The sequence below is a fragment of the Enterobacter cloacae complex sp. SHL020 genome, from assembly GCF_049236945.1.
In the GTDB taxonomy this organism is placed as follows: Bacteria; Pseudomonadota; Gammaproteobacteria; order Enterobacterales; family Enterobacteriaceae; genus Enterobacter; species Enterobacter dykesii.
In genome coordinates this window covers 1-26,010 of the sequence record NZ_JBMKJF010000004.1, presented here as the reverse complement: position 1 = coordinate 26,010, position 26,010 = coordinate 1, and the positions used below count along the sequence as shown (strand labels likewise).

Here is a 26,010-nt window from a genome sequence, read left to right as displayed (position 1 = left end):
TGTTAGTTTTCTAATGCCGCCCGTAAGAAGCCGTTATGCGCATCGAGTTTGGCTCTCGCGCTCGCCGCATCCAGCCCGCTCAGGATCATCAAAATGGCCGGTTTAACATCGTGATCGGTCTGCTTGAGTACCGCTTCAGCCTCTTGACGGCCTGCCCCCGTCGCCTCCATCACCATGCGGCAGGCTCTGTCCACCAGCTTGACGTTGGTGGCCTGCATATCCACCATCAGGTTCTGATAAACCTTGCCGAACTTCACCATCGCGCCGGTGGAGATCATATTGAGCACCAGCTTTTGCGCGGTCCCGGATTTCAGGCGCGTGGAGCCGGTGAGCGCTTCCGGCCCGACAACCGGAGAGATAGCGATAGCGGCCACCTGCGCAATCGGTGAGCCAGGATTACAGGAGATGGCCACCGTCGTGCAGCCCGTCCGGTTGGCGTATTCCAGCCCGCCAATGACGTACGGGGTGCGCCCGGATGCCGCCAGCCCAACCACCAGATCCTTCGCGGTCAGATTCAGATCCTTCAGGTCATCCTCGCCCAGCTGTGCATTGTCTTCCGCTCCTTCAACGGCTTTCAGCAGCGCGCCGGGTCCACCGGCAATCAGCCCAACGACCAGACCGTGCGGAACCCCAAAGGTTGGCGGACATTCAGACGCATCCAGCACCCCAAGACGCCCGCTGGTGCCTGCCCCCATATAGATAATGCGACCGCCGGCTTTAAGGGCTTTCGCCGCCGCATCGACCGCTTTCGCCACCTCGGGTAATGTCTCTTTCACTGCCTGCGCTACCAGCGTATCCTGTTGATTAAAGCGGTTAACCAGCTCCAGGGTGGAGAGTGCATCCAGATCCATGGTTTGCGGGTTACGCGTTTCAGAAACAAGTGAGCCAAGATTCATTTTTGTACCTCAAGAATTTTTAATTCATAATAATCACACTATAATGGAATATAAAATTCATTCAGGCGAGCAAAATTCGTATTTGCGCAGATAATCACATTTTCGCCAGGAGACCCTATGAACTGTTTAATTCGCATTCGCCAGCGCTACGCAGGCTTTGCCCAAAGCGACAAGAAGCTGGCGGATTTTCTGCTTTCTCAACCCGATCGCGCGCGCCACCTCAGCTCGCAGCAGCTGGCGAGTGAAGCCGGCGTGAGCCAGTCGAGCGTGGTGAAGTTTGCCCAGAAGATTGGCTTTAAGGGGTTCCCCGCCCTCAAGCTGGCGATCAGTGAAGCGCTGGTGAGCAACCCCAACCCGCAGTCCATGCCGGTGCATAATCAGATCCGCGGCGATGACCCGATGCGGCTGGTTGGCGAAAAGCTCATCAAAGAGAACGTGGCGGCCATGCACGCGACGCTCGATGTGAACACCGAAGAGAAGCTGCTGGAGAGCGTGGCGATGCTGCGCGGCGCGCGGAGGATCATTCTGACCGGTATCGGCGCGTCCGGACTTGTGGCGCGTAACTTTGGCTGGAAGCTAACGAAAATTGGGCTTAACGCCATCGTCGAGCAGGATATGCACGCCCTGCTGGCGACCGTACAGGCGATGGATCCTGACGATCTGCTGCTGGCCATCTCCTACTCCGGCGAGCGCCGTGAAATCAATATGGCGACCGATGAAGCGCTGCGCGTCGGCGGTAAAATTCTGGCGATCACCGGTTTTACGCCGAATGCCCTGCAGCAGCGGGCAACGCGCTGTTTATATACCATTGCCGAAGAGCAGGCCACGCGCAGCGCGGCTATCTCGTCCACCAGCGCGCAAATGATGCTGACGGACCTGCTGTTTATGGCGCTGGTGCAGCAGGATCTGGAGCGCGCGCCCGAGCGCATTCGTCACAGCGAAGAACTGGTAAAGAAACTGGTTTGACGCGTATAATGCCCGCCCAGTTTGTGTTGTTTCTGAGAATTTCCTGATGGCGCTGTTAATTACCAAAAAATGCATTAATTGCGATATGTGCGAGCCCGAATGCCCGAACCAGGCGATTTCGATGGGCGACAGCATCTATGAGATTAACAGCGACCGCTGCACGGAATGCATCGGCCACTATGAAACGCCGACCTGTCAGAAAGTGTGCCCGATCCCGAATACCATCCTGAAGGATCCGGCCCACGTCGAGAGCGAAGAGCAGCTCTGGGATAAGTTTGTCCTGATGCACCACGCGGACAAACTTTAACTTTCGATAATCACCGTTGCGCTGGCATAGTGGCGTTCATCTGCGATCGTCACGTGCATGTGATTCACCCCTAGCTTTTCCGCCAACTTTAGCGCTTCTCCCCACAGACGCAGGCTCGGTTTGCCCAGCTCATCGTTAAACACTTCGAACTGGTTAAACGCCAGGCCGTTACGAATGCCGGTCCCGAAGGCTTTGGCTGCCGCCTCTTTTACCGCAAAGCGCTTTGCCAGGAAGCGCACCGGCTGCTGATGCGCTTCCCAGATGGCCCACTCGTTATCGCTCAGCACGCGTCTTGCGAGGCGATCGCCGCTACGGGCGATTACCGCTTCAATACGGGCTATTTCAACGATATCGGTGCCTAAGCCCAGAATGGCCATTACTGACGCGCTTCCTGCATCAGGCGTTTCATTTCTGAAACCGCCTCTTTCAGTCCGCTCATCACCGCACGGCCAATGATGGCGTGGCCGATGTTCAGCTCGTGCATTTCCGGCAGGGCGGCAATGGCCTTCACGTTATGGTAGGTCAGGCCGTGACCGGCGTTAACCTTCAGACCCAGGCTTGAGGCATACGTCGCCGCTTTGGCAATGCGCTCCAGCTCTTTCGCCTGTTCGGCATCATTTTTGGCATCGGCATAGCAGCCGGTGTGGATTTCGATATACGGTGCGCCCACGTCGGCCGCCGCTTTAATCTGGGCGAAATCGGCGTCGATAAACAGAGAAACCAGGATACCGGCATCCGCCAGGCGCTTGCAGGCATCGCGCATTTTGTCGAGCTGACCGGCTACATCCAGACCGCCTTCGGTGGTTACTTCCTGGCGTTTTTCCGGCACCAGGCAGCAGAAATGCGGCTGGGTCTCGCAGGCAATGGCCAGCATCTCTTCGGTGACCGCCATTTCCAGATTCATACGGGTGTCCAGCGTCTGACGCAGAATGCGCACGTCGCGATCGGTGATATGGCGACGGTCTTCGCGCAGGTGAACGGTAATGCCGTCGGCGCCAGCCTGTTCAGCGATAAACGCTGCCTGAACCGGATCGGGATACGCCGTGCCACGCGCATTACGCAGCGTGGCGATGTGGTCGATATTGACGCCTAACAGTAATTCAGCCATGACAATCCTCGGTTTTCTTTTCGATTCTGTGGTCTAACGTTTAGGCACAAACTGCCTGAATAATTCGCGGCTCTTTAAGGGCTTGCCGCCAAGATACGGCTTGAGGGCAATCCGGGTAAAGCGTTTTGCTGCGCGCAAGGTATCTTGATCGGGAAACTCGCGCTCATACAGCGCCCGGAGCTGGCGCCCGGTAAAGGTGCTGTTGTCGATCACGATACTGGCAATGAAACCCTTTTCTTCACGGTAGCGGTAGGTCATGGTGTCTTCTACCTCGTCCCCGCTGCCCGCGCAGTGCAGAAAATCTACGCCGTATCCGAGGTGGCCCAGCAGCGCCAGTTCAAAACGACGCAAGGCGGGTTCGGGCGTGCCCGATGCGCCAGCCAGCGCCTGGATACAGTGCAGATAATCGAAGAAAAGTTCAGAGAAGCGGGTCTCATGCTCAAGAACCCGTGAGATGAGTTCGTTGACATACAGACCGCTGTAGAGCGTGATGCCGGAAAGAGGAAGCGCCAGAGAGACGGCTTCGGCGCTGCGCAGGGTTTTCACTTCCCCTCGCCCACCAAAGCGTACCAACAGCGGCGTGAAAGGCTGTAGAGCACCTTTCAGGTTAGAACGTTTGGAACGTGCGCCTTTCGCAACAAGGCGCACGCGGCCCGACTCTTCCGTGAAGACGTCCAGCATGAGGCTGGTTTCGCTCCAGGGACGACTATGCAGGACAAAGGCGCGCTGCCATCCATCCATATGCTCGTCGTCTTAAGTTACTGGTCTTCGCCGTAACCGAGGCTGCGCAGAGCACGCTCATCATCGGCCCAGCCAGATTTCACTTTCACCCACAGTTCAAGGTGAACCGGCGCTTCGAACATCTCCATCATGTCCTTACGGGCTTCAATGCCGATGGTTTTGATCTTGGCCCCTTTGTTGCCGATCACCATCTTCTTCTGCCCTTCGCGCTCAACGAGGATCAGGCCGTTAATGTCGTAGCCACCGCGCTCGTTGGTCTGGAAACGCTCGATCTCCACCGTAACGGAGTAAGGCAGTTCAGCGCCCAGGAAACGCATCAGCTTTTCACGGATGATTTCAGACGCCATAAAGCGCTGAGAGCGATCGGTGATGTAGTCTTCCGGGAAGTGATGAATCGCTTCCGGAAGGTGCTTACGCACGATGCCCGCGATGGTATCAACGTTCAGACCGGTCTCAGCAGACAGCGGAACGATGTCGAGAAAGTTCATCTGGCTACCGAGCCACTGCAGATGCGGCAGCAGGTCGGCCTTTTCCTGCACGTTATCAACTTTGTTGACCGCGAGGATGACAGGCGTTTTGCCGTCACGCAGCTTGTTCAGCACCATCTCGTCGTCCGGCGTCCAGCGGGTGCCTTCCACAACGAAAATCACCAGCTCTACATCGCCGATCGAGCTGCTCGCCGCCTTGTTCATCAGGCGGTTGATGGCACGCTTCTCTTCCATGTGCAGGCCAGGGGTATCGACGTAGATCGCCTGATACGCGCCTTCAGTATGGATGCCGACGATGCGGTGACGCGTGGTCTGCGCCTTACGCGAAGTGATAGAAATCTTCTGCCCAAGCAGATTATTCAGCAGGGTGGATTTGCCAACGTTCGGACGTCCGACGATGGCAATAAATCCGCAATAGGTTTTATCTTCGCTCATTCCAGCTCCAGCATTTTTAACGCCTGTTCGGCGGCAGCCTGTTCAGCCTTACGACGGCTTGAACCTGTGCCCACCACCGGTTCACTCAGGCCACTGACCTGGCAATGGATGGTAAATTCCTGATCGTGCGCTTCGCCACGCACCTGTACCACCAGATAAGACGGCAGCGGCAGATGACGACCCTGCAAATATTCCTGCAGACGCGTTTTCGGATCTTTTTGTTTATCGCCCGGGCTGATTTCGTCCAGACGGGTCTGATACCAGTTCAGGATCAGCTTTTCTACGGTCTGGATATCGCTGTCCAGGAACACACCACCAATTAATGCTTCGACCGTATCGGCAAGAATAGATTCACGACGGAAGCCGCCGCTTTTCAGTTCACCCGGTCCAAGACGCAGACATTCGCCCAGTTCAAACTCGCGCGCGATTTCCGCAAGGGTATTACCCCGAACCAGCGTGGCACGCATGCGGCTCATATCACCCTCGTCCACACGCGGGAAACGATGATAAAGCGCATTCGCAATCACGAAACTTAAAATAGAGTCGCCTAAAAACTCGAGACGCTCATTATGTTTGCTGCTGGCACTGCGGTGGGTTAATGCCTGTTGCAACAACTCCTGATGATGAAAAGTGTAGCCCAGCTTCCGTTGAAGCCGATTAATTACGATGGGGTTCATGCGATACCAATAAATGAATGCGTCAAAAATGCAGCACACGAAACCGACCTGAGAAAACCAACGCGGTTTCGTGTGCCGTGGCACCCTTGCAGGGCCAACCTTAAACTTCGGGGGAATATTCTATACACAACGACAGGGGATGTCGTTAGTTCGAAGAGATTTATCGTGGAAATAATTCACGCAGCCGCTAATTAAAGCGGCTACGCGTTCATTTATTGAGAATTAATGGATTCCGCCAATACGATTCAGGCGAACACCGGTCGGCCATTCGCCTTCCTGCTTCTCAAAACTCATCCAGATGGCGGTGGCTTTGCCGACCAGATTCGCTTCCGGCACAAAGCCCCAGTAACGGCTGTCCGCAGAGTTATCGCGGTTGTCACCCATCATGAAGTAATGTCCTGGCGGTACAATCCAGCTCGCCAGCTGCTGGCCCGGCTGGCGATAGTACATACCCAGCTGATCCTGCGCGATTGGCACGGTGAGGATTCGGTGCGTCACATCGCCCAGCGTCTCTTTGCGCTCAACCAGACGGATGCCGTCCTCTTTGGTTTCACCTTTCGGTACCTGGAAGAATCCGCTGGTCGCTTCGCCGCCGTTACGACGGGCAAAGGTCTGCACAAAATCACTTGGCTCAACGTTTGAGTAGGTGATTGGCAGCGCGTTTTCACATGCGGTACCGGAGCTGCAGCCCGGCTGAACGGTGACTTCTTTCGCAACCGGATCGTAAGTCACTTTATCACCCGGCAGACCTACCGCGCGCTTGATGTAGTCCAGGCGCGGATCTTCCGGATATTTGAACACCACGATGTCGCCACGTTTCGGATGACCGGTTTCGATCAGCGTTTTCTGGTAGATAGGATCTTTAATGCCGTAGGCAAACTTCTCTACCAGAATAAAATCACCAATCAGCAGCGTTGGCATCATTGAACCTGATGGGATTTGGAACGGCTCATAAATAAACGAACGTACCACCAGAACAATTGCCAGCACCGGAAATACCGAGGCGCCCGTTTCCAGCCAGCCCGGTTTCGGGCCGACTTTCTTCAGGGTTTTCGCGTCAATCCCATCTCCAGTGGCTGCCTGTGCGGCAGCCTGACGTTCACGACGTTTTGGGGCGAAGATAAACTTATCCAGACACCACAGCAGACCTGTCACCAGGGTAGCAATGACCAGGATCAGGGCAAACATGTTCGCCATGCCAACTCCTTAGGGTTATTTGCCGTCTTTACCAACATGAAGGATGGCAAGGAATGCTTCCTGCGGCAGCTCGACGTTACCGACCTGCTTCATACGCTTCTTACCTTCTTTCTGCTTCTGCAGCAGCTTTTTCTTACGGCTGACGTCACCGCCATAGCACTTCGCCAGAACGTTTTTACGCAGCTGTTTCACGGTTGAACGCGCGATAATGTGGTTGCCAATCGCCGCCTGAATCGCGATATCGAACTGCTGACGCGGGATCAGATCTTTCATTTTCTCAACCAGCTCGCGGCCACGGTACGGCGCATTGTCGTTGTGGGTGATCAGCGCCAGCGCATCCACACGCTCGCCGTTGATCAGCACGTCCACACGCACCATGTTGGAGGCCTGGAAGCGTTTGAAGTTGTAATCCAGTGACGCATAGCCACGGGAGGTCGACTTCAGACGGTCGAAGAAGTCGAGTACCACTTCCGCCATCGGGATCTCATAGGTCAGCGCCACCTGGTTACCGTGGTAAACCATGTTGGTCTGCACGCCACGCTTCTCAATACACAGCGTAATGACGTTACCCAGGAATTCCTGCGGCAGCAGCATGTGACACTCTGCGATAGGCTCACGCAGTTCCTGAATGTTGTTCAGCGGCGGCAGCTTGGACGGACTATCGACGTAGATCACTTCTTTCGAGGTGGTTTCAACTTCATAAACTACGGTCGGCGCCGTGGTGATCAGATCCAGATCGTATTCACGCTCCAGACGCTCCTGAATGATCTCCATGTGCAGCAGACCGAGGAAACCACAGCGGAAGCCGAAGCCCAGCGCCGTTGAGCTTTCTGGCTCATAGAACAGGGAGGCATCGTTCAGGCTCAGTTTACCGAGCGCGTCACGGAAGTTTTCGTAGTCGTCAGAGCTGACCGGGAACAGACCGGCGTAAACCTGCGGTTTCACCTTTTTAAAGCCTGGCAGCGCTTTATCTGCCGGGTTACGGGCGCCGGTCAGGGTATCGCCCACCGGCGCGCCGAGGATGTCTTTAATGGCGCAGACCAGCCAGCCTACCTCGCCGCATCTCAGCTCGGTACGGTCAACCTGTTTTGGCGTGAAGATGCCCAGACGGTCGGCGTTGTAGACCTGTCCGGTACTCATTACCTTAATTTTTTCGCCTTTACGCATGGTGCCGTTTTTAATACGCACCAGAGAGACAACGCCCAGATAGTTATCGAACCACGAGTCGATAATAAGCGCCTGCAGCGGGCCATCCGGATCGCCTTCCGGGGCCGGAATGTCACGTACCAGGCGTTCCAGCACGTCGGTCACGCCCACACCGGTTTTCGCGGAGCAGCGCACGGCATCGGTCGCGTCAATGCCGACAATATCTTCAATCTCTTCCGCTACGCGTTCAGGATCGGCGGCTGGCAGGTCGATCTTGTTCAGAACCGGCACAACTTCGAGATCCATTTCCATCGCGGTGTAGCAGTTTGCCAGGGTCTGGGCTTCAACGCCCTGCCCGGCATCCACCACCAGCAGCGCGCCTTCACAGGCCGCGAGCGAGCGTGAAACTTCATAGGAGAAGTCAACGTGGCCTGGGGTGTCGATAAAGTTCAGTTGATAGGTTTCACCATCAGCCGCTTTGTAATCAAGCGTAACGCTCTGCGCCTTGATGGTGATACCGCGTTCGCGTTCCAGGTCCATGGAGTCCAGAACCTGGGCTTCCATTTCACGATCAGACAGGCCACCGCAAATCTGGATAATACGGTCAGACAGCGTCGACTTACCGTGGTCAATGTGAGCAATGATCGAAAAGTTACGTATGTTCTTCATATAGTTAAATAATTATGCCTTACGAATTCCTGGAGGCCGCTGTTCTTAGCCTGACGTTTTTCAGTGCGAAAACGCAGCATTCTACACTACATCCTCGCTACCTGGAAATGCACTTAGAAGCACGTATAACGTGAAGAAAGGCCGTTTTCTGTTTTAGGGTGTAAAAAATGATAAAGCCCGATGGATCACCGGGCCTCAGAAGAGAGCGTTTCAACACGAAGCTGGTCTGGTGCCAGCCCAACGCTGAGAATGACAGGCTGCCACTCCTCGCGCGCGGCAAGCGTCGGAGATAGCCCTTTGGCAAGCCAGAATCCCCCCACGCCACCCAATGCAGCACCGCACATAGCGGCCACATCGGTACCAAACAGCATCTGAAACAGGCCGCCCATGATAAACAGGCCGACCAGCGGAGAGAGATACACCAGCATAGCGGAGCTGAGCAGGCTGCCTTCCGCGATGCCCAGTTCCACCTTCTGCCCCGCCATCAGCGGCTGTTCGCTTGGCACAGAAATCGTGTGCGATGTTTGTGGCCCGAGCTTATTCAACACGCGGCTGCCGCAGCCGGCACGGGATGCGCAGCTATTACATGAGGCTTTAACATCGCAACTTACCAGCGCAATGCCGTTTTGCCAGGAGACAACCGTCGCCCACTCTTTGATCATTGTGCAGCCCTGAATTTAATGCTGTCGGAGATGCGCTTCGCCGTCTGCGGAGGGAGTTCTCCCACAATGGTGATCTCTGCGTTATCGCGTACCGTTGTACTCACCGTACGGCGCCCGGTACGCAGCATTTGTTCGGCGCTGTTTGCCGTTGCGCGATTGATATTCACCGAGAAGCTGAACAAACCATCCGAATAGAGACGCGATTCCACCGGCGTTTCAATGGTTGGCAGCTGACGACGGCTGCTGGACACTTCGCTAAACCCTTGCGGGATCCAGGCAGGTACCCAGTTGAAATTAACGGAATCCCCGGCAGGAACAGAAAGCAGCGGCGGCAGGCTGGCCTTAGCCAGATTCTGCATGCTGTTGCCAACCTGATTGTTCACGCTGAAGGAGATAACCCGGAACTGTTCCAGCGTTTCACCGTCACGGTCGAGCAGGTCAACACGCATGGGGAGTTTGGTTTCGGCATCAATCCAGACAATATAGCTGTAGCGCGTTCCATCCCGGGCAACAACGCGAATGACCTCGCACAGTCTGTCCGCGATGCGGGTACGCCCTACCGAAATAAAATCGTAGTAAGGGGCAAGCCGTTTGAAGTCGGTGTAAATGAGTGACGGCAGAGAATCAACGATATAATCGCCATTCAGCGTGAAAGGCTCCAGACCCGGCTCGAAATAGCTGATTTCGTTACCACGCTGAACCACTTCCCGACGCGGGCCATCCATCTGTAAAAGCTGGGCGAGCGGCTGGTTATCAAGACGGGCATGACGATAGCGTAACGACTCGACGCCCTGCTTATTGATGCTGATAAATGCCAACTCATAATTGAGTGACTGGCTGGCCAGATTCATTTGCTGCAACAACGCCCCGGATGAAACATCAGCCGAGGCGTTGGCAGAGAAGAACAGGCTACCCGCCATCAGAGACATGGCGAACCAAAGTTGCTTCATTACTGCGATTGCGTTCCTAAAGTTTGGTTTCCGGGCACCTGCACAGCAGCTTGCTGTGTCTGCGCCTGCTCAAACTGAAGCTGTTCAGAGTGCAGGCGACGCTGCAACTCGTAATCCTGCAACATCGCATTAATGCGACGGCGCTGCTCCTGAACCTGCTGTTGCTGGCCGCCGCTGGCGGATGCATCAGCCGGTACGCCCAGACTTACCGGGCTGGCTTTGCCCATCATCGGCAGTGTGTTAAACACTGGCGCTTCTGGCTGCTGATTAGTTTCAGACTGAGTATTATAGTGCTGGACGCCAACAATAACTGCAAGCGATACGCATGCAGCCACACCCATTTGGGTAAGCTGGCTGGCCCACGGACGCACCTTTTGCCAGAACGGCATTTTTTGCCACTGGTGAGGTGCGGGTTGAGCTTCAGGAATCAGCGGAGTGGTCTGATGAACAGGCTCATTCTCAATAGCCGCCATGACGCGGGCTGAGATATCGAAATGGAGAACCTCGCCGGTGTCACCGCGAAGGGTGTCACGGATGAGATGGTAACTCTCCCAGGTCTCTTGCATTTCGGGAGAATGAGACAGCTCGTTGAGCAACTCATTATCTACCGTTTCACCATCCATTAAAGCGGAAAGTTTTTCTTTCTGCATGCCTAATACCTTTTCCAGTATCCCGCTATCGTCAACGCCTGATAAGCGGTTGAACTTTATTATCAATAGCTTCTCGCGCACGGAAAATTCGTGAACGTACCGTGCCGACCGGACAATCCATGATAGCGGCTATCTCTTCATAGCTCAGACCATCCAGCTCCCGTAACGTAATTGCCATGCGTAAATCTTCCGGGAGCGACTCGATCGTGCGAAAAACGATTTGTCTCAGTTCTTCTGACAACATTAAGTTCTCAGGGTTCGAAATTTCTTTCAATGCGCCGCCACTTTCGAAGTTTTCGGCGTCTATTGCGTCCACATCACTTGAAGGCGGACGACGACCCTGAGCGACCAGATAATTCTTTGCCGTATTGACCGCAATACGGTACAGCCAGGTATAAAAAGCACTATCTCCCCGGAAAGAATCCAGCGCGCGATAGGCCTTAATAAAAGACTCTTGCACCACATCAGGCACATCGCCTGACGGTACATAGCGGGAAACCAGGCTCGCCACCTTATGCTGGTAGCGGACCACCAGTAAGTTGAAGGCTTTCTGATCTCCCTTCTGGACCCGTTCAACCAGGACCTGGTCCGTTAACTGCTCGCTCATCCGAGGTAATGTCTCCCCAAACCTAAATTCCACGCGTTATCGAAACGCCACTCTAAAAATACCGCACTTTGAGCAAGCACCGAATTAGAGTGTCTGATCTTCAATAAGTTCCGTAACGCCTTTGTTTTTGTTCATCGCGCCGCAGACTGTTCATTTTCTCTCATTATAAGTCTGTTCACGATACGCACCACTTTCTGACAAGAAACATCTTTTTCCCGCCAGAAGAGTAACGCAACACAGGCTTTATTTCACCACAAAATCTGACGCTAACGATCTGCTTCGCAAAATAATTTCACTCATTTACCCTCCGTTTACCTCCGCTTACGCGTTTAGCCATTGCGACAGCCTCTAAAAAAATACGTGCGATAAATCGCATTCAGGTGCTATTCTGACCCAACACTGTTTAGTAAATTAAACAACAATCATGAACTCAACATCTGAACTCCATTGTGATGTACTGATCATCGGTAGCGGCGCTGCCGGTCTCTCTCTGGCGCTGCGCCTGGCCGAGCATCAAAACGTTATCGTTCTGAGTAAAGGACCTATAAGTGAAGGTTCCACGTTTTATGCCCAGGGCGGCATTGCCGCCGTGTTTGATGAGACAGACAGCATTGCTTCCCACGTCGAAGATACGCTCATTGCCGGGGCCGGGATCGTGGATGCACACGCCGCAGAGTTTGTCGCCAGCAATGCCCGTCACTGCGTTCAGTGGCTCATCGACCAGGGCGTCTTGTTCGATACTCAGGTTCAACCCAACGGTGAAGAGAGCTACCACCTGACTCGCGAAGGCGGCCATAGCCACCGCCGCATCCTGCACGCAGCGGATGCCACCGGAAAAGAAGTGGAAACCACGCTGGTCAGCAAAGCGCTGAACCATCCTAATATTCGGGTTCTCGAGCGAAGCAATGCCGTTGACCTGATTATCTCTGACAAGATTGGCCTGCCCGGCACGCGTCGCGTGGTGGGCGCCTGGGTCTGGAACCGAAATAAAGAGAAGGTGGAAACCTGTCAGGCAAAGGCTGTAGTCCTGGCGACGGGCGGCGCCTCTAAAGTGTATCAGTACACCACGAACCCGGACATTGCCTCCGGAGACGGTATCGCTATGGCCTGGCGCGCAGGCTGCCGGGTGGCGAATCTCGAATTTAATCAGTTTCACCCCACCGCCCTGTTCCACCCTCAGGCGCGCAACTTCCTGCTGACGGAAGCCCTGCGCGGTGAAGGCGCTTATCTGAAACGCCCTGATGGCTCCCGCTTTATGCCCGACTTTGACGCCCGGGGCGAACTGGCCCCGCGCGATATCGTTGCTCGCGCCATCGACCATGAAATGAAGCGTCTTGGCGTGGACTGCATGTATCTCGATATCAGCCATAAGCCAGCAGAGTTCATTCGCCAGCATTTCCCGATGATTTATGAAAAGCTGCTCAATCTTGGCATTGATTTAACGCGCGATCCGGTGCCCATTGTGCCAGCGGCACACTATACCTGCGGCGGCGTAATGGTTGACGATCATGGACGTACTGACGTAGACGGTCTGTATGCTATCGGTGAGGTCAGCTATACCGGACTTCACGGCGCGAACCGTATGGCCTCTAACTCGCTGCTTGAGTGTCTGGTGTACGGCTGGTCAGCGGCGGAAGACATCTCGAAGCGCATGCCTTACGCCCGCGAGACAGAGCACCTGCCTGCCTGGGATGAAAGCCGCGTGGATAACCCGGACGAGCTGGTCGTGATACAGCACAACTGGCATGAGCTACGGCTGTTTATGTGGGACTACGTGGGGATTGTGCGCACCACGAAACGCCTGGAACGCGCCTTGCGCCGCATCACCATGCTGCAGCAGGAAATTGATGAGTATTATGCCAATTTCCGCGTATCCAATAACCTACTGGAGCTGCGCAATCTGGTGCAGGTTGCCGAGCTTATTGTTCGCTGCGCGATGATGCGTAAAGAGAGCCGCGGGCTGCACTATACCCTGGACTACCCTGATCAGCTGGCTGAGTCCGGCCCGTCGATACTCGCCCCGCAGGTTTACATAAACAGATAAAACGCCTGGGTCAGGGCAGTGTAATCTTCGGAATAACGCTGGTCTGGCCCACGGATTACCATTCGGTCATTAAAGCATTCACCCTCTTTTGGCGAGAGCGCCAGCAGCACGCGGTGCGGCAGTCGACCTTCCGTATCCGAAATATCGGTACGCAGACGTAACGTCCAGCCGATCTCCTGCGCGATGCCGATAAACGTGTTGCCGGTACTCTCTGGCAGGACCACGCAGAAAAAACCTTCTTCGGAGATGAGTTCTGCCGCGCTGGTAAGCAGCGCTTTATGATCGAGGGAGCCGGTATAACGCGCCTGTTCACGCTCGGGTGTCCCGCACTCAACGCCGGGCTCGTAGTAGGGAGGGTTGCTGACGATCAAATCGTAACGTGCGGTTTGTTCAGGCGCCCAGGCGAGCACATCTGCGCAGTCCACTTTCATTCGGGCTGCCCAGGGGGATTCGGCCATATTGTCACTCGCCTGCTCTGCGGCCTGCGCGTCCAGTTCGACGGCATCAATGATGACATGTTCTTCCGTACGCTGCGCCAGCATCAACGCCACCAGCCCGCTGCCGGTACCGATATCAAGAATACGCTTAACACCTGCGACAGGCGCCCACGCTCCCAGTAAAATACCGTCTGTACCGACCTTCATGGCACAGCGATCGTGAGCGACAAAAAATTGTTTAAAGGTAAAACCATCGCGGCGCAGCTGCGCTTTGAGTTGAGACATGTCAGGACAACCTTCTAAGTGAAACTGGAGTAGCATAGGGGAAAGCGAAGTGGCCGAAAAGCGATATCCATACAAACAGATGAAGATTACAGCCGTAACGTCTATAATCAGCGCCCCACACAGAGGTAGAACATGACTGTAACGACTTTTTCCGAACTTGAACTCGATGAAAGCCTGCTCAATGCACTTGAGAGCAAAGGCTTTACACGCCCGACCGCCATTCAGGCAGCGGCCATTCCGCCTGCGCTTGAGGGCCGCGATGTGCTCGGTTCTGCGCCAACCGGCACGGGGAAGACAGCAGCCTATTTGCTGCCTGTGTTGCAGCATCTGCTCGACTTTCCGCGTAAAAAATCTGGCCCGCCGCGTATTTTGATCCTGACGCCTACGCGCGAACTGGCAATGCAGGTTGCCGATCACGCGCGTGAACTCGCGGCAAATACTCATCTGGATATCGCCACCATCACCGGCGGCGTTGCGTATATGAACCACGCCGAAGTGTTCAGCGAAAACCAGGACATCGTCGTTGCAACGACGGGCCGCCTGCTGCAATACATTAAAGAAGAGAACTTCGACTGCCGCGCGGTTGAAACGCTGATCCTCGACGAGGCCGACCGCATGCTGGACATGGGCTTCGCACAGGATATCGAACACATTGCAGGGGAAACGCGCTGGCGTAACCAGACGATGCTGTTCTCTGCCACTCTCGAAGGGGAAGCGATCAAGGACTTCGCAGAGCGTCTGCTGGAAGATCCGGTGGAAGTCTCGGCGACGCCGTCCACCCGCGAGCGTAAGAAGATCCACCAGTGGTACTACCGCGCGGATAACCTCGAGCACAAGGTCGAATTGCTGAAACACCTGCTCAAACAGGAAGATGCACTGCGCACAATCGTATTTGTGCGCAAGCGCGAGCGCGTGCACGAGCTGGCTGAAATGCTGCGTAACGCCGGGATCAACAACTGCTATCTTGAAGGCGAGATGGCGCAGATCAAGCGTACCGAAGGCATCAAGCGCCTGACCGATGGCCGCGTTAACGTACTGGTTGCGACAGACGTAGCCGCTCGCGGAATCGACATCCCGGACGTCAGCCACGTCATTAACTTCGATATGCCGCGCAGCGGAGATACCTACCTGCACCGTATTGGCCGTACCGGCCGCGCGGGCCGCAAAGGGATTGCGATTTCACTGGTCGAAGCGCATGACTACCTGCTGCTGCAGAAGATTGGCCGCTATGTTGATGAGCCGCTGAAAGCGCGCGTTATTGACGAACTCCGCCCGACCACGCGTGCGCCGAGTGAAAAGATGACGGGTAAACCGTCCAAGAAAGCGCTCGCAAAACGTGCGGAGAGAAAAGAGAAAGAAAAAGAGAAACCGCGTGTGAAGCAGCGCCACCGCGATACCAAGAATATTGGTAAGCGACGTAAGCCAAGCTCTGCCGCACAAGAGACGAAAACTGAAGAGTAAAAAAAAGCCGGGGAAATCCCCGGCTTTTTTATTCCCCCCTACTGAAGCCGTTACAGGCTTTCAGTAAAGGTACGAGCGATAACGTCGCGCTGCTGTTCTGGAGTCAGTGAGTTAAAGCGAACCGCATAGCCAGACACGCGGATGGTCAGCTGTGGGTATTTTTCTGGGTGCTCAACGGCATCCATCAGCGTTTCGCGGCGCAGCACGTTAACGTTCAGGTGCTGACCCCCTTCCACGCGCACTTCCGGTTTCACTTCCATTGGAATTTCACGGTATTCGATTTCGCCCAGTTTGTTCACCGGCACGATTTCATCTTCAGCAAAACCCGCTTTCGCAACGACGCAGCGCGCTTCGTTTTTCTCGCTGTCCAGCAGCCAGAAAGAGTTGAGCAGATCGTCATTTGCAGCTTTAGTAATCTGGATACCTGTAATCATGTGTTGCCTCCCTAGGCTACATTAACTGATGCTGGCCTTTCGCGGCCAATTGGTAAAACCATTGTTTCTTGTGTGTATATATAACATTCACACCCCGGTGATTTATTGATTTAAATCAACAAAAACACCAACCACATAAAGAGTGTGGTTTGAATTTATTGTTTTAGATCAATTTCACAGCCTTACCAATTAAACTCACTCTGTATCTTTTCAAAATAAATTTAGCCACTTAGCACGTATTTCAGCACGTAATTTTGCTCACCGGGGCTAAACAGGTAAGCTAGTCACAGATTGAGATTCGCAGGAGAGCGAGATGACGACACCTTTAACCTGGCATGACGTGCTGGCAGAAGAAAAGCAGCAGCCTTATTTTATCAATACGCTCAGCACCGTTGCCGCTGAGCGTCAGTCCGGACAGACGATTTACCCGCCGCAGAAAGACGTGTTCAACGCCTTTCGCTACACCGAACTGAGCGATGTGAAAGTGGTCATTCTGGGTCAGGATCCCTATCACGGCCCCGGGCAGGCGCATGGGCTGGCGTTTTCCGTTCGTCCGGGTGTGGCTATCCCCCCTTCTCTGCTCAACATGTATAAAGAGCTTGAAGCAACCGTGCCCGGTTTTACCCGGCCAAACCACGGTTACCTGGAAAGCTGGGCGCGCCAGGGCGTGCTGTTACTGAATACGGTGCTTACCGTACGGGCGGGTCAGGCGCACTCGCACGCCAGTCTGGGCTGGGAGACGTTTACCGATAAAGTCATCAGCCTTATCAACGAGCATCGTGAAGGGGTGGTGTTTTTACTCTGGGGTTCTCACGCGCAGAAGAAAGGGGCGATTATCGATCGTCAGCGTCATCACGTGCTCAAGGCACCGCACCCGTCACCGCTGTCTGCGCATCGCGGTTTCTTTGGCAGTAATCATTTTGTTCTGGCGAATGAATGGCTGGAAAAACGTGGCGAAAAGCCGATTGACTGGATGCCTGTATTACCGGCAGAGAGCGAGTAGGATTTGAATGTGCCGGGCCTGACCCGGCACATTAAGAGGCTTATGCCTTGTTCTGACGCCACCATTCGGCCAGCAGTACGCCGGTCGCAACGGATACGTTCAGACTTTCCACATTGCCAGTTCCGTCGATAGAGACGCTCAGATCCGCACTGGAAAGCGCCGCGTCAGACAGACCATCACGTTCCTGACCTAATACCAGCACCATTTTGCGCGGCAACGTCGCTTTAAACAGCGGCGTACCGGCATGGCTCGAGGTGGTCACGATGGAATAACCCGCTTTACGGAACTGCTCGAGGGCGTCCAGAACGCTGTCGCCAGTGATCGGCTGTACGTGCTCGGCTCCGCCTTCAGCAGTACGGATCGCGGCGCCGGATTCCAGCAGCGCGGCATCCTGCAACAGCACGCCTTTCACGCCAAAGTGCGCGCAGCTGCGCATCATTGCGCCCAGGTTGTGCGGGTTGCCCACATCTTCCAGCGCCAGCACGCAGTCATCGGCATCCGCCTGGCTGACCCACTGCTGCACGGTCGTACCGTTACGCTTTTTGATCAGGAAGCAGACGCCGCCGTGGTGTTCAGTACCGGACGCTTTGGTCAGCTCCGCATCATCCACCACGTGGTAGGCTTTACGGTTCGCGGCCATCCAGCGCAGCGCTTCTTTAAAGCGCGGGGTCACGCTTTGGATAAACCAGGCGCGGACGATACACTCAGGACGGCTCTGGAACAGCGCCTGGCAGGCGTTCTCGCCATACACGCGGGTCTCTTCCGCACGCTGACGGCGCAGTACTTCCGGGTCGATAAAGCTTTTACCGCTGATGCCGCCGTGATCGGCTTTTTCCGGCGTCTCATCGCCAGGGGCGCGAGAAACGGTGCGCCACGGGGAGGCGTTATCACGTGAGAAATCATCACGCGGACGATCGTCGCGTGGACGGTCACTGCGTGGGCGGTCGGAACGCGGACGGTCATCGCGTTTCCGATCGTCACGTTTGCGGTCATCACCGCGGTTATTTCTGTCATCGCGGGCGGGGCGACGGCCACCGTCTGCACGAGAAGACGCCGGACGCCCGCCACCTTTTCCGGTACGCGGATTTTGGGTGCGTTTATCAGAGTCATCATCACTGCGGACATACATCACTTTGACCTTGCCGCTTTTGTTTTTCATTTCGTCGTTCATGCTTTTCTCCACCAGCGCTGCGCGAAGCGCGCAGATTACCCGATGTGCCAGCGCATAGCCATAATTTCGTACAAAAGCCTGTGACTATTGTTCTCATTGAATAAAACGCATTGTTGTTTCAAACAGGCTCATTGATAATATGTAACATATTAGAAACATTATCGGCGTTGTGCCGCTGTCCCACGGCTCTATCAGAGGTTAGTTATGAATACCGTATGTGCCAACTGTCAGGCTCTTAACCGCATTCCGGACGCTCGGATTGAAGATGGTGCGAAATGCGGACGCTGCGGCCATGAATTATTTGATGGCGAGGTCATTAACGCGACGGGTGCTACGCTGGACAAACTCCTTAAGGACGATCTTCCTGTCGTGATCGATTTCTGGGCGCCATGGTGCGGCCCATGCCGTAGCTTCGCGCCGATCTTCGAAGATGTGGCTGAAGAGCGTAGCGGAAAAATGCGGTTCGTTAAGGTCAATACTGAAGCCGAACCCGAACTAAGCGCACGTTTTCGTATTCGCAGCATCCCGACCATTATGATTTTCAAAAATGGCGAAGCGATCGATATGCTCAACGGTGCGGTTCCAAAAGCGCCTTTTGAAAGCTGGTTAAACGAGTCGCTGTAACATTCACGGGGCACGTCTTGTGCCCCGCTCCCGCCTCTGCGAAAATAGCGTTTTTCCTGCATTTCGCTCATGACTGATAACGCTGTCCTTAGATTACGCGCCGAACGCCTTGCGCGCGCCACTCGACCGTTCCTCGCCCGAGGCAACCGTATTCGCCGCTGTCAGCGCTGCCTGCTGCCGCTGAAGGTTTGTCTGTGCGAGACGCTCGCTCCGAGTACGGCACAGAGCCGTTTTTGTCTGGTCATGTTCGATACCGAGCCGATGAAACCCAGCAATACGGGCCGTCTTATCGCCGATATTCTGCCGGATACCGCCGCGTTTCAGTGGTCCCGTACGGAGCCGCCTCAGGCCCTGCTCGATTTAGTGACCAGCCCCGACTATCAGCCGATGGTCGTTTTCCCCGCGTCTTATGCAGGCGCGGAGCGCCAGGTGCTTTCAGCGCCGCCATCCGGTAAACCACCGCTGTTTATCATGCTGGACGGCACCTGGACCGAAGCGCGAAAAATGTTTCGCAAAAGCCCCTATCTCGACGCGCTGCCGGTCATTTCTGTCGACCTTTCTCGCGTCTCCACCTACCGCCTGCGTGAAGCGCATGCTGACGGACAATACTGCACCGCCGAAGTGGCCATCGCGCTTCTGGATTTAGCGGGAGATACCGCTGCGGCTGGCGCCCTGGGCAACCATTTCTCATGCTTCCGGGAGCGCTATCTGGCGGGAAAAACCGTTCATAAGGGCAGCGTCACAGCGCCCGAGCCAGAAAGCGTTTAAAATCATCAGGTCGCTTGCATTCACAGGAGGCCTGCATGAGCCAGCGAGGGTTAGAAGCGCTACTTCGTCCTAAATCCATTGCCGTCATCGGCGCATCAATGAAACCGGATCGTGCTGGCTATCTGATGATGCGCAACCTGCTGGCTGGGGGATTTAATGGTCCCGTCATGCCCGTCACGCCGTCGTATAAGGCGGTTCAGGGAGTGCTTGCATGGCCTGATGTACAGAGCCTGCCTTTCGTGCCGGATCTTGCCGTACTTTGTACAAACGCGAAGCGTAACCTGGAACTGCTGGAATCACTCGGCAAGAAAGGGTGTAAAACCTGCATTATTCTCTCGTCTCCGCCTGAACAGAAAGCCGAGCTTCTGGCCTGCGCCAGCCGCTATCAAATGCGCATTCTTGGGCCAAACAGTCTGGGCCTTCTCGCCCCCTGGCAGGGGCTGAATGCCAGTTTCTCTCCGGTTCCGATCCGCAAAGGCAAACTGGCGTTTATCTCGCAGTCGGCTGCGGTATCGAACACCATCCTCGACTGGGCGCAGCAGCGTGAAATGGGATTCTCCTACTTCATTGCCCTGGGCGACAGTCTGGATATCGACGTTGATGAGCTACTGGATTTTCTGGCACGTGACGGCAAAACCAGCGCGATCCTGCTTTATCTTGAGCACCTCAGCGACGCGCGTCGTTTTGTCTCGGCTTCGCGAAGCGCTTCGCGCAATAAGCCGATCCTGGTGATCAAAAGCGGACGAAGCCCTGCGGCACAGCGTCTACTCCATTCGCATTCCGGTATGGATCCCGCCTGGGACGCCGCCATCCAGCGCGCGGGGTTGCTGCGGGTACAGGATACGCACGAGCTTTTTTCTGCCGTTGAGACGTTAAGCCATATGCGCCCGTTGCGCGGCGAGAAGCTAATGATTGTCAGTAACGGTGCGGCCCCTGCCGCGCTCGCGCTTGACGAGTTGTGGCGCCGCTTCGGCAAGCTGGCAACGCTGAGTGAAGAGACGCTGCAGCGCCTGAAAGAAGCGCTTCCGACCAGCGTGACGCCCGGCAATCCGCTTGATTTGCGCGATGACGCCAGCAGCGACCGCTATATCAGGGCGATCTCCATTTTGCTGGATAGCCAGGATTTCGATGCGCTGATGATCATCCACTCCCCCAGCGCGGTCGCGCCGGGCAGTGAAAGCGCGCGCGCGCTTATTGACGCCGTGCGCAACCATCCACGCGGTAAATACGTTACCCTGCTCACCAACTGGTGCGGTGAGTTTTCCTCTCAGGAGGCGCGGCGCTTGTTCAGCGAGGCCGGGCTGCCAACCTACCGCACGCCGGAAGGCACCATCACCGCGTTTATGCATATGGTGGAATATCGCCGCAACCAGAAACAACTGCGTGAGACGCCGGCTTTGCCGGGGAATCTGACGGCGAACACCGTCGACGTTCACCGGCTGTTGCAGCAGGCTATCGAAGAGGGCGCGATCTCGCTTGATACGCATGAGGTTCAGCCCATTCTGGGCAGCTACGGGATGCAAACCCTGCCGACCTGGATCGCCAGCGACAGCGCAGAGGCCGTGCACATAGCCGAACAGATTGGCTATCCGGTGGCCCTGAAGCTGCGTTCCCCGGATATCCCGCATAAGTCTGATGTTCAGGGGGTTATGTTATACCTGCGTACGGCAACAGAGGTGCAGCAGGCAGCTGATGCTATTTTCGACCGGGTCAAAATGGCCTGGCCGCAGGCAAGGATCTACGGATTGCTGGTGCAAAGCATGGCCAACCGCGCAGGGGCTCAGGAATTACGGGTGGTGGTCGAACACGATCCCGTCTTCGGGCCGCTCATCATGCTGGGAGAGGGGGGCGTTGAGTGGCGTCCGGAGGAGCAGGCGGTGGTGGCGCTACCGCCGCTGAACATGAACCTGGCGCGTTATCTGATCATCCAGGCGATTAAAAGTAAAAAGATCCGTGGCCGGAGTGCGCTGCGCCCGCTTGATATTGCCGGGTTAAGTCAGTTCCTGGTGCAGGTGTCTAACCTGATTGTGGATTGTGCCGAAATCCAGCGGCTGGACATTCATCCGCTGCTCGCCTCGGGCAATGAGTTTACGGCGCTGGACGTGACCCTGGATATCGCGCCATTCGAAGGAGACAGAGAGAGCCGTCTGGCGATCCGCCCGTATCCCCTGCAGCTGGAGGAGTGGGTTGAGATGAAGAATGGGGAACGCGCCTTGTTCCGCCCTATTCTGCCGGAAGATGAGCCTCAGCTGCGGGCCTTTATCTCTCTGGTCACGAAAGAGGATCTTTATTATCGCTATTTTAGCGAAATCAACGAATTTACCCACGATGATTTAGCCAATATGACCCAGATCGACTACGATCGAGAAATGGCGTTTGTTGCCGTTCGTCGCTCCGATAAGGGGGATGAGATCCTCGGCGTCACGCGTGCGATTTCTGACCCGGATAACGTCGATGCGGAGTTTGCGGTGCTGGTGCGCTCCGATCTTAAAGGCCTGGGTCTGGGAAGACGGCTGCTGGAAAAACTCATCGGTTATACGCGAGATCACGGATTGTTACGCCTCAATGGCATTACTATGCCTAACAATCGCGGTATGGTGACCCTGGCGCGAAAACTTGGGTTTGACGTTGATATTCAGCTGGACGAAGGTATTGTGGCCTTGTCCCTCAGTCTGAGATCAGCAGACAAACGCGAGTAAGCTACTGGAAATGTTACCCACTTTGGACGGGACTGGTGGTATCATTGTCCGCTTATGTTGTTTGCATGGTACAGACAACCCTTCAATGAACAGAGAAGAAACGCACTGTGATGTTGTCAAAATTTAAGCGTAATAAACATCAACAACACCTTGCTCAACTACCGAAGATTTCTCAGTCAGTTGATGATGTAGAGTTCTTTTACGCTCCCGCTCATTTTCGGGAGACGCTTCTGGAAAAGATTGCCAGCGCCACGCGACGCATTTGCATTGTGGCGCTGTATCTTGAACAGGATGAAGGCGGGCGCGGGATCCTGAACGCGCTCTATGAAGCCAAACGTCAGCGACCAGAACTTGATGTTCGCGTGCTGGTAGACTGGCATCGCGCTCAGCGTGGCCGTATTGGCGCTGCCGCCTCAAACACTAATGCCGACTGGTATTGCCGTACGGCGCAGGAAAATCCTGGCGTTGATGTGCCTGTTTATGGCGTCCCGGTAAATACCCGTGAAGCGCTCGGCGTCCTTCATTTCAAGGGGTTCATCATTGATGACAGCGTGCTGTACAGCGGTGCAAGTCTGAATGATGTTTACCTTCATCAGCTCGATAAATATCGCTACGACCGCTACCATCTGATCCGTAATCCGCAGATGGCCGATATCATGTTTAACTGGGTTGATAAAAATCTGGTCCATGGCCGTGGTGTTAATCGCCTTGACGATCCCGAGCGTCCTAAAAGCCCGGAAATCAAAAACGATGTTCGCGCCTTCCGTCAGGAGCTGCGTGATGCGGTCTATCATTTCCAGGGCGATGCGAACAACGAAGAGTTATCCGTTACCCCGCTGGTAGGGCTCGGCAAATCAAGCCTGCTTAACAAAACGATCTTCCATCTGATGCCGTGTGCAGAGCAGAAACTCACCATCTGTACGCCGTACTTTAACCTTCCTGCCGTGCTGGTGCGTAATATCATTCAGCTGCTGCGCGACGGTAAAAAAGTGGAAATCATCGTTGGCGATAAAACTGCAAACGACTTCTTCATTCCTGAAGATCAGCCGTTCAAAATCATCGGTGCGCTGCCTTATCTCTACGAGATTAACCTGCGCCGTTTCCTGAGCCGTTTACAGTATTACGTCAACACTGACCAGCTGGTAGTACGCCTCTGGAAAGACGAAGACAACAGTTACCATCTTAAAGGCATGTGGGTCGACGATGAGTGGATGCTGCTGACCGGTAACAACCTCAACCCACGCGCGTGGCGACTGGATCTGGAAAACGCTATCCTGATCCATGACCCGCAGCATGAGTTAGCCGCACAGCGTGAACGTGAGCTGGAGCTGATTCGTACGCATACTACTGTGGTGAATCATTACCGCGAATTGCAGAGCATTGCCGATTACCCGGTGAAAGTCCGCAAGCTTATCCGCCGCTTACGTCGTATCCGTATCGACCGACTTATCAGCCGTATTCTGTAATATCCAGGCCCTGCCACCCGCAGGGCTTTTTTATGGAGCCCGTTGATGCGTATTCCTCTGTTACTGAGCGTCTTCTTTCTGAGCGGCTGTAGCCATATGGCCAACGATAACTGGTCTGGACAGGATAAAGCCCAGCATTTCCTCGCTTCCGCGATGTTGTCCGCAGCCGGTAATGAATATGCGCAGCATCAGGGATACAGCCGGGATCGTAGTGCGGCGATAGGGTTGATGTTCTCAGTGGGTCTTGGAGCATCAAAAGAGCTGTGGGATAGCCGCCCCGCAGGGAGCGGCTGGAGCTGGAAAGATTTCGCCTGGGATGTCGCCGGCGCAACGACCGGCTATGCCGTGTGGCAGATGGCGCGCTATTAAAGTCGAATGCCTTTCCCTTTGCGATGCAGCATCAGGGAAACAACAAAAGCCAGTGCGCCCATTATCGTTACGTACCAGAAGAATGTCGTTTCACTTCCCCATGATTTAAGCGACAACGCAACGTACTCCGCCGAGCCGCCAAATAGCGCATTAGCTACCGCATAAGAGAGCCCTACCCCTAAAGCACGTACCTGCGCCGGGAACATTTCAGCTTTCAGTATCCCACTGATAGAGGTATAGAAACTGACAATCACCATCGCCAGCATCACCAGCGCAAACGCCGCATACGGCGAAGTCACATGCTGAAGGGCAGACAGAATAGGTACTGTACATAACGCCGACAGGCCGCCAAAAATCAGCATCGACGTACGTCGACCGATTTTATCCGAGAACGCACCGATAATAGGTTGTATGAGCATAAAGACAAACAGCGCCACGGTCATGACTACGCTGGCAACGTTTGCGTGCATGCCGGTGGTGTTCACCAGGTACTTCTGCATATAGGTCGTGAACGTGTAGAAACTGAGAGAGCCACCCGCAGTAAAGCCCAGCACCATAAGGAAAGCTTTGCGGTTACGCCATAACCCTTTGAATGTTCCCGCCTCCTTCAGCGTTCTGACTTCCTTCTGAGAGGTTTCATCTAACTGACGGCGTAGCCAAAGTGCGACAACCGCCATTACTGCGCCCATCGCGAAAGGAATTCGCCATCCCCAGGCATGAAGTTGTTCGTCCGTCAGAATTTGCTGCAGGATCACCACCACAAGAATGGCCAGCAGTTGACCACCAATCAGCGTGACGTACTGGAATGAGGCGTAAAAACCTTTACGGCCTTCCAGTGCAATCTCACTCATGTAGGTCGCACTGGTACCGTATTCACCGCCCACCGATAATCCCTGAAATAAGCGGGCCAGTAACAGTAGCGCCGGTGCCCAGGTGCCAATCGATTCATATCCCGGTAAGCAGGCGATCACCAGAGAACCAAAGCACATCATGCACACCGAGATCAGCATAGAAGCCTTACGGCCGCGACGATCCGCTATGCGGCCGAACAGCCAGCCCCCAATGGGTCGCATTAAAAACCCTGCAGCAAAAACCCCCGCTGTTTGTAGCAGCTGCGTTGTGGTGTTGCCGGATGGGAAAAAAATATGTGCGAAGTAGAGTGAACAGAATGAGTAGACGTAAAAGTCGAACCATTCAACCAGATTCCCTGAAGAGGCGCTGACGATTGCCCATACCCTTCTTCGGGTATCACTGTTAGCCAGCGTCCCGTTTGATGTAATGCTTTCTGTCATTGTGATTATGCTCCTGCCATAAACAGCGGCGTATTGAGCCAGGAGACTCAATTACCTCGTAAATGAAATGTTATAATTTTGTTATAAATAACATTGCGACAGGGATCACACATTCCATTAGCAGGATAAGGGATTAAGAGAAAGGCCAGAGAGGGTAAGCACAAAGCAAAAAACCCCGCACCTTACGGTACGGGGTTCTTCTAATTGATGCCTGGCAGTTCCCTACTCTCACATGGGGAGACCCCACACTACCATCGGCGCTACGGCGTTTCACTTCTGAGTTCGGCATGGGGTCAGGTGGGACCACCGCGCTAAAGCCGCCAGGCAAATTCTGTTAATCTGTATCAGGCTGAAATTTGATTGTGTCGTCTCGTCCGCCGAAACAGCTTCGGCGTTGTAAGGTTAAGCCTCACGGTTCATTAGTATCGGTTAGCTCAACGCATCGCTGCGCTTACACA

At 54.8% G+C, this 26,010-nt stretch carries 27 protein-coding genes and 1 rRNA gene; 10 read left to right on the top strand and 18 right to left on the bottom strand.

Annotation, left to right across the window (positions count from 1 at the left end; all coding sequences use genetic code 11):
• Positions 1-2: 2 nt before the first annotated feature.
• Positions 3-896, bottom strand: coding sequence for an N-acetylmuramic acid 6-phosphate etherase (gene murQ, locus ACOTZB_RS11720; RefSeq protein WP_421627213.1), 894 nt, complete (start codon positions 894-896; stop codon positions 3-5).
• A 117-nt stretch (positions 897-1,013) separates the two neighbouring features.
• Here murQ and ACOTZB_RS11715 point away from each other — a divergent pair, with 117 nt between their 5' ends.
• Together ACOTZB_RS11715 and ACOTZB_RS11710 are read left to right on the top strand one after the other, a co-directional pair.
• Positions 1,014-1,862 carry a MurR/RpiR family transcriptional regulator gene (locus ACOTZB_RS11715; protein WP_023333056.1) on the top strand — a complete coding sequence of 283 codons (849 nt, stop codon included), beginning with the start codon at positions 1,014-1,016 and terminating at the stop codon, positions 1,860-1,862.
• A gap of 46 nt (positions 1,863-1,908) precedes the next feature.
• Positions 1,909-2,169 carry a YfhL family 4Fe-4S dicluster ferredoxin gene (locus ACOTZB_RS11710; protein WP_008502177.1) on the top strand — a complete coding sequence of 87 codons (261 nt, stop codon included), beginning with the start codon at positions 1,909-1,911 and terminating at the stop codon, positions 2,167-2,169.
• Here the strand turns inward: ACOTZB_RS11710 and acpS are convergent.
• From acpS to rseD, 12 genes are all read right to left on the bottom strand, one after another.
• Positions 2,166-2,546 (bottom strand): holo-ACP synthase, encoded by a 381-nt coding sequence (gene acpS / locus ACOTZB_RS11705; RefSeq protein WP_256063156.1) that lies wholly within the window; start codon positions 2,544-2,546, stop codon positions 2,166-2,168. The two genes, ACOTZB_RS11710 and acpS, sit on opposite strands and share 4 nt — an antisense overlap.
• Complete coding sequence (gene pdxJ, locus ACOTZB_RS11700; protein ID WP_032659491.1) at positions 2,546-3,277, bottom strand: pyridoxine 5'-phosphate synthase; 732 nt, start codon at positions 3,275-3,277, stop codon at positions 2,546-2,548. The genes acpS and pdxJ overlap by 1 nt, the downstream gene beginning before the upstream one ends.
• A gap of 33 nt (positions 3,278-3,310) precedes the next feature.
• Positions 3,311-4,018, bottom strand: a complete 708-nt coding sequence (recO, locus tag ACOTZB_RS11695) for a DNA repair protein RecO (RefSeq protein ID WP_047652702.1) — start codon at positions 4,016-4,018, stop codon at positions 3,311-3,313.
• Positions 4,019-4,035: 17 nt separating this feature from the next.
• The gene (gene era, locus ACOTZB_RS11690; protein ID WP_023308847.1) at positions 4,036-4,941 is read right to left on the bottom strand and encodes a GTPase Era; all 906 of its coding nucleotides are present in this window, start codon (positions 4,939-4,941) and stop codon (positions 4,036-4,038) included.
• Complete coding sequence (gene rnc, locus ACOTZB_RS11685; RefSeq protein WP_003860711.1) at positions 4,938-5,618, bottom strand: ribonuclease III; 681 nt, start codon at positions 5,616-5,618, stop codon at positions 4,938-4,940. Before rnc ends, era begins: the two co-directional genes overlap by 4 nt.
• Before the next feature lie 222 nt (positions 5,619-5,840).
• Positions 5,841-6,815: a signal peptidase I gene (gene lepB / locus ACOTZB_RS11680; protein ID WP_023308848.1), complete on the bottom strand. Its 975-nt coding sequence runs from the start codon at positions 6,813-6,815 to the stop codon at positions 5,841-5,843.
• A 15-nt stretch (positions 6,816-6,830) separates the two neighbouring features.
• A complete protein-coding gene (gene lepA / locus ACOTZB_RS11675; protein WP_047652704.1) occupies positions 6,831-8,630 on the bottom strand; it encodes a translation elongation factor 4 in 1,800 nt (599 codons plus the stop codon).
• A 185-nt stretch (positions 8,631-8,815) separates the two neighbouring features.
• Positions 8,816-9,292 carry a SoxR-reducing system protein RseC gene (rseC, locus tag ACOTZB_RS11670; protein ID WP_023308850.1) on the bottom strand — a complete coding sequence of 159 codons (477 nt, stop codon included), beginning with the start codon at positions 9,290-9,292 and terminating at the stop codon, positions 8,816-8,818.
• Positions 9,289-10,242, bottom strand: a complete 954-nt coding sequence (gene rseB / locus ACOTZB_RS11665; protein WP_023308851.1) for a sigma-E factor regulatory protein RseB — start codon at positions 10,240-10,242, stop codon at positions 9,289-9,291. The genes rseC and rseB overlap by 4 nt, the downstream gene beginning before the upstream one ends.
• Positions 10,242-10,892: an anti-sigma-E factor RseA gene (rseA, locus tag ACOTZB_RS11660; protein WP_257833345.1), complete on the bottom strand. Its 651-nt coding sequence runs from the start codon at positions 10,890-10,892 to the stop codon at positions 10,242-10,244. The genes rseB and rseA overlap by 1 nt, the downstream gene beginning before the upstream one ends.
• A 31-nt stretch (positions 10,893-10,923) precedes the next feature.
• Entirely contained in the window at positions 10,924-11,499 is a 576-nt protein-coding gene (gene rpoE / locus ACOTZB_RS11655; RefSeq protein ID WP_006176728.1) for an RNA polymerase sigma factor RpoE, read from the bottom strand.
• Positions 11,496-11,579, bottom strand: a complete 84-nt coding sequence (gene rseD, locus ACOTZB_RS11650) for a rpoE leader peptide RseD (protein WP_223605340.1) — start codon at positions 11,577-11,579, stop codon at positions 11,496-11,498. The genes rpoE and rseD overlap by 4 nt, the downstream gene beginning before the upstream one ends.
• Positions 11,580-11,923: 344 nt before the next feature.
• Between rseD and nadB the strand changes: the two genes are divergently transcribed.
• Positions 11,924-13,543: an L-aspartate oxidase gene (gene nadB / locus ACOTZB_RS11645; protein ID WP_421627212.1), complete on the top strand. Its 1,620-nt coding sequence runs from the start codon at positions 11,924-11,926 to the stop codon at positions 13,541-13,543.
• Here nadB and trmN read toward each other — a convergent pair.
• Positions 13,528-14,265 carry a tRNA(1)(Val) (adenine(37)-N(6))-methyltransferase TrmN gene (gene trmN, locus ACOTZB_RS11640; RefSeq protein WP_047652707.1) on the bottom strand — a complete coding sequence of 246 codons (738 nt, stop codon included), beginning with the start codon at positions 14,263-14,265 and terminating at the stop codon, positions 13,528-13,530. The two genes, nadB and trmN, sit on opposite strands and share 16 nt — an antisense overlap.
• Before the next feature lie 132 nt (positions 14,266-14,397).
• On the opposite strand from trmN, the gene srmB reads away from it, so the two are divergent.
• Positions 14,398-15,726 carry an ATP-dependent RNA helicase SrmB gene (srmB, locus tag ACOTZB_RS11635; protein WP_193805822.1) on the top strand — a complete coding sequence of 443 codons (1,329 nt, stop codon included), beginning with the start codon at positions 14,398-14,400 and terminating at the stop codon, positions 15,724-15,726.
• 50 nt (positions 15,727-15,776) lie between these two features.
• On the opposite strand, the gene grcA is transcribed toward srmB, so the two are convergent.
• Positions 15,777-16,160 carry an autonomous glycyl radical cofactor GrcA gene (grcA, locus tag ACOTZB_RS11630; protein ID WP_047652709.1) on the bottom strand — a complete coding sequence of 128 codons (384 nt, stop codon included), beginning with the start codon at positions 16,158-16,160 and terminating at the stop codon, positions 15,777-15,779.
• A gap of 313 nt (positions 16,161-16,473) precedes the next feature.
• On the opposite strand from grcA, the gene ung reads away from it, so the two are divergent.
• Positions 16,474-17,163 (top strand): uracil-DNA glycosylase, encoded by a 690-nt coding sequence (gene ung, locus ACOTZB_RS11625; protein WP_023308856.1) that lies wholly within the window; start codon positions 16,474-16,476, stop codon positions 17,161-17,163.
• Between the two features lie 40 nt (positions 17,164-17,203).
• Here the strand turns inward: ung and ACOTZB_RS11620 are convergent, their stop codons facing one another.
• Positions 17,204-18,334, bottom strand: a complete 1,131-nt coding sequence (locus tag ACOTZB_RS11620; protein WP_023308857.1) for a tRNA/rRNA methyltransferase — start codon at positions 18,332-18,334, stop codon at positions 17,204-17,206.
• Between the two features lie 204 nt (positions 18,335-18,538).
• On the opposite strand from ACOTZB_RS11620, the gene trxC reads away from it, so the two are divergent.
• The 5 genes from trxC (at position 18,539) to ACOTZB_RS11595 (ending at position 24,260) form a co-directional block, all read left to right on the top strand.
• Positions 18,539-18,958, top strand: a complete 420-nt coding sequence (trxC, locus tag ACOTZB_RS11615; protein WP_421627211.1) for a thioredoxin TrxC — start codon at positions 18,539-18,541, stop codon at positions 18,956-18,958.
• A gap of 69 nt (positions 18,959-19,027) precedes the next feature.
• The gene (locus tag ACOTZB_RS11610; RefSeq protein ID WP_421627210.1) at positions 19,028-19,726 is read left to right on the top strand and encodes a tRNA-uridine aminocarboxypropyltransferase; all 699 of its coding nucleotides are present in this window, start codon (positions 19,028-19,030) and stop codon (positions 19,724-19,726) included.
• A gap of 35 nt (positions 19,727-19,761) precedes the next feature.
• Positions 19,762-22,425, top strand: coding sequence for a bifunctional acetate--CoA ligase family protein/GNAT family N-acetyltransferase (locus ACOTZB_RS11605; RefSeq protein WP_421627209.1), 2,664 nt, complete (start codon positions 19,762-19,764; stop codon positions 22,423-22,425).
• Between the two features lie 110 nt (positions 22,426-22,535).
• The gene (pssA, locus tag ACOTZB_RS11600; protein WP_421627444.1) at positions 22,536-23,891 is read left to right on the top strand and encodes a CDP-diacylglycerol--serine O-phosphatidyltransferase; all 1,356 of its coding nucleotides are present in this window, start codon (positions 22,536-22,538) and stop codon (positions 23,889-23,891) included.
• Between the two features lie 45 nt (positions 23,892-23,936).
• Complete coding sequence (locus ACOTZB_RS11595; RefSeq protein ID WP_024908611.1) at positions 23,937-24,260, top strand: YfiM family lipoprotein; 324 nt, start codon at positions 23,937-23,939, stop codon at positions 24,258-24,260.
• Here ACOTZB_RS11595 and ACOTZB_RS11590 read toward each other — a convergent pair.
• Both ACOTZB_RS11590 and rrf read right to left on the bottom strand, forming a co-directional pair.
• Entirely contained in the window at positions 24,257-25,552 is a 1,296-nt protein-coding gene (locus ACOTZB_RS11590) for an MFS transporter (RefSeq protein ID WP_421627208.1), read from the bottom strand. The two genes, ACOTZB_RS11595 and ACOTZB_RS11590, sit on opposite strands and share 4 nt — an antisense overlap.
• 209 nt (positions 25,553-25,761) lie before the next feature.
• A 5S ribosomal RNA gene (rrf, locus tag ACOTZB_RS11585) occupies positions 25,762-25,877 on the bottom strand.
• Between the last annotated feature and the right edge of the window lie 133 nt (positions 25,878-26,010).

Coding starts and splice junctions, on each gene's coding strand:
- trxC (WP_421627211.1), top strand. CDS start 18,539: ATGAATACCGTATGTGCCAACTGTCAGGCTCTTAACCGCATTCCGGAC.
- recO (WP_047652702.1), bottom strand. CDS start 4,018: ATGGATGGATGGCAGCGCGCCTTTGTCCTGCATAGTCGTCCCTGGAGC.
- srmB (WP_193805822.1), top strand. CDS start 14,398: ATGACTGTAACGACTTTTTCCGAACTTGAACTCGATGAAAGCCTGCTC.
- rseC (WP_023308850.1), bottom strand. CDS start 9,292: ATGATCAAAGAGTGGGCGACGGTTGTCTCCTGGCAAAACGGCATTGCG.
- lepB (WP_023308848.1), bottom strand. CDS start 6,815: ATGGCGAACATGTTTGCCCTGATCCTGGTCATTGCTACCCTGGTGACA.
- ACOTZB_RS11590 (WP_421627208.1), bottom strand. CDS start 25,552: ATGACAGAAAGCATTACATCAAACGGGACGCTGGCTAACAGTGATACC.
- pdxJ (WP_032659491.1), bottom strand. CDS start 3,277: ATGGCTGAATTACTGTTAGGCGTCAATATCGACCACATCGCCACGCTG.
- ACOTZB_RS11605 (WP_421627209.1), top strand. CDS start 19,762: ATGAGCCAGCGAGGGTTAGAAGCGCTACTTCGTCCTAAATCCATTGCC.
- pssA (WP_421627444.1), top strand. CDS start 22,536: ATGTTGTCAAAATTTAAGCGTAATAAACATCAACAACACCTTGCTCAA.
- nadB (WP_421627212.1), top strand. CDS start 11,924: ATGAACTCAACATCTGAACTCCATTGTGATGTACTGATCATCGGTAGC.
- rnc (WP_003860711.1), bottom strand. CDS start 5,618: ATGAACCCCATCGTAATTAATCGGCTTCAACGGAAGCTGGGCTACACT.
- ACOTZB_RS11610 (WP_421627210.1), top strand. CDS start 19,028: ATGACTGATAACGCTGTCCTTAGATTACGCGCCGAACGCCTTGCGCGC.
- acpS (WP_256063156.1), bottom strand. CDS start 2,546: ATGGCCATTCTGGGCTTAGGCACCGATATCGTTGAAATAGCCCGTATT.
- murQ (WP_421627213.1), bottom strand. CDS start 896: ATGAATCTTGGCTCACTTGTTTCTGAAACGCGTAACCCGCAAACCATG.
- lepA (WP_047652704.1), bottom strand. CDS start 8,630: ATGAAGAACATACGTAACTTTTCGATCATTGCTCACATTGACCACGGT.
- grcA (WP_047652709.1), bottom strand. CDS start 16,160: ATGATTACAGGTATCCAGATTACTAAAGCTGCAAATGACGATCTGCTC.
- rpoE (WP_006176728.1), bottom strand. CDS start 11,499: ATGAGCGAGCAGTTAACGGACCAGGTCCTGGTTGAACGGGTCCAGAAG.
- rseA (WP_257833345.1), bottom strand. CDS start 10,892: ATGCAGAAAGAAAAACTTTCCGCTTTAATGGATGGTGAAACGGTAGAT.
- ACOTZB_RS11715 (WP_023333056.1), top strand. CDS start 1,014: ATGAACTGTTTAATTCGCATTCGCCAGCGCTACGCAGGCTTTGCCCAA.
- era (WP_023308847.1), bottom strand. CDS start 4,941: ATGAGCGAAGATAAAACCTATTGCGGATTTATTGCCATCGTCGGACGT.
- rseB (WP_023308851.1), bottom strand. CDS start 10,242: ATGAAGCAACTTTGGTTCGCCATGTCTCTGATGGCGGGTAGCCTGTTC.
- ACOTZB_RS11595 (WP_024908611.1), top strand. CDS start 23,937: ATGCGTATTCCTCTGTTACTGAGCGTCTTCTTTCTGAGCGGCTGTAGC.
- ung (WP_023308856.1), top strand. CDS start 16,474: ATGACGACACCTTTAACCTGGCATGACGTGCTGGCAGAAGAAAAGCAG.
- ACOTZB_RS11710 (WP_008502177.1), top strand. CDS start 1,909: ATGGCGCTGTTAATTACCAAAAAATGCATTAATTGCGATATGTGCGAG.
- trmN (WP_047652707.1), bottom strand. CDS start 14,265: ATGTCTCAACTCAAAGCGCAGCTGCGCCGCGATGGTTTTACCTTTAAA.
- ACOTZB_RS11620 (WP_023308857.1), bottom strand. CDS start 18,334: ATGAACGACGAAATGAAAAACAAAAGCGGCAAGGTCAAAGTGATGTAT.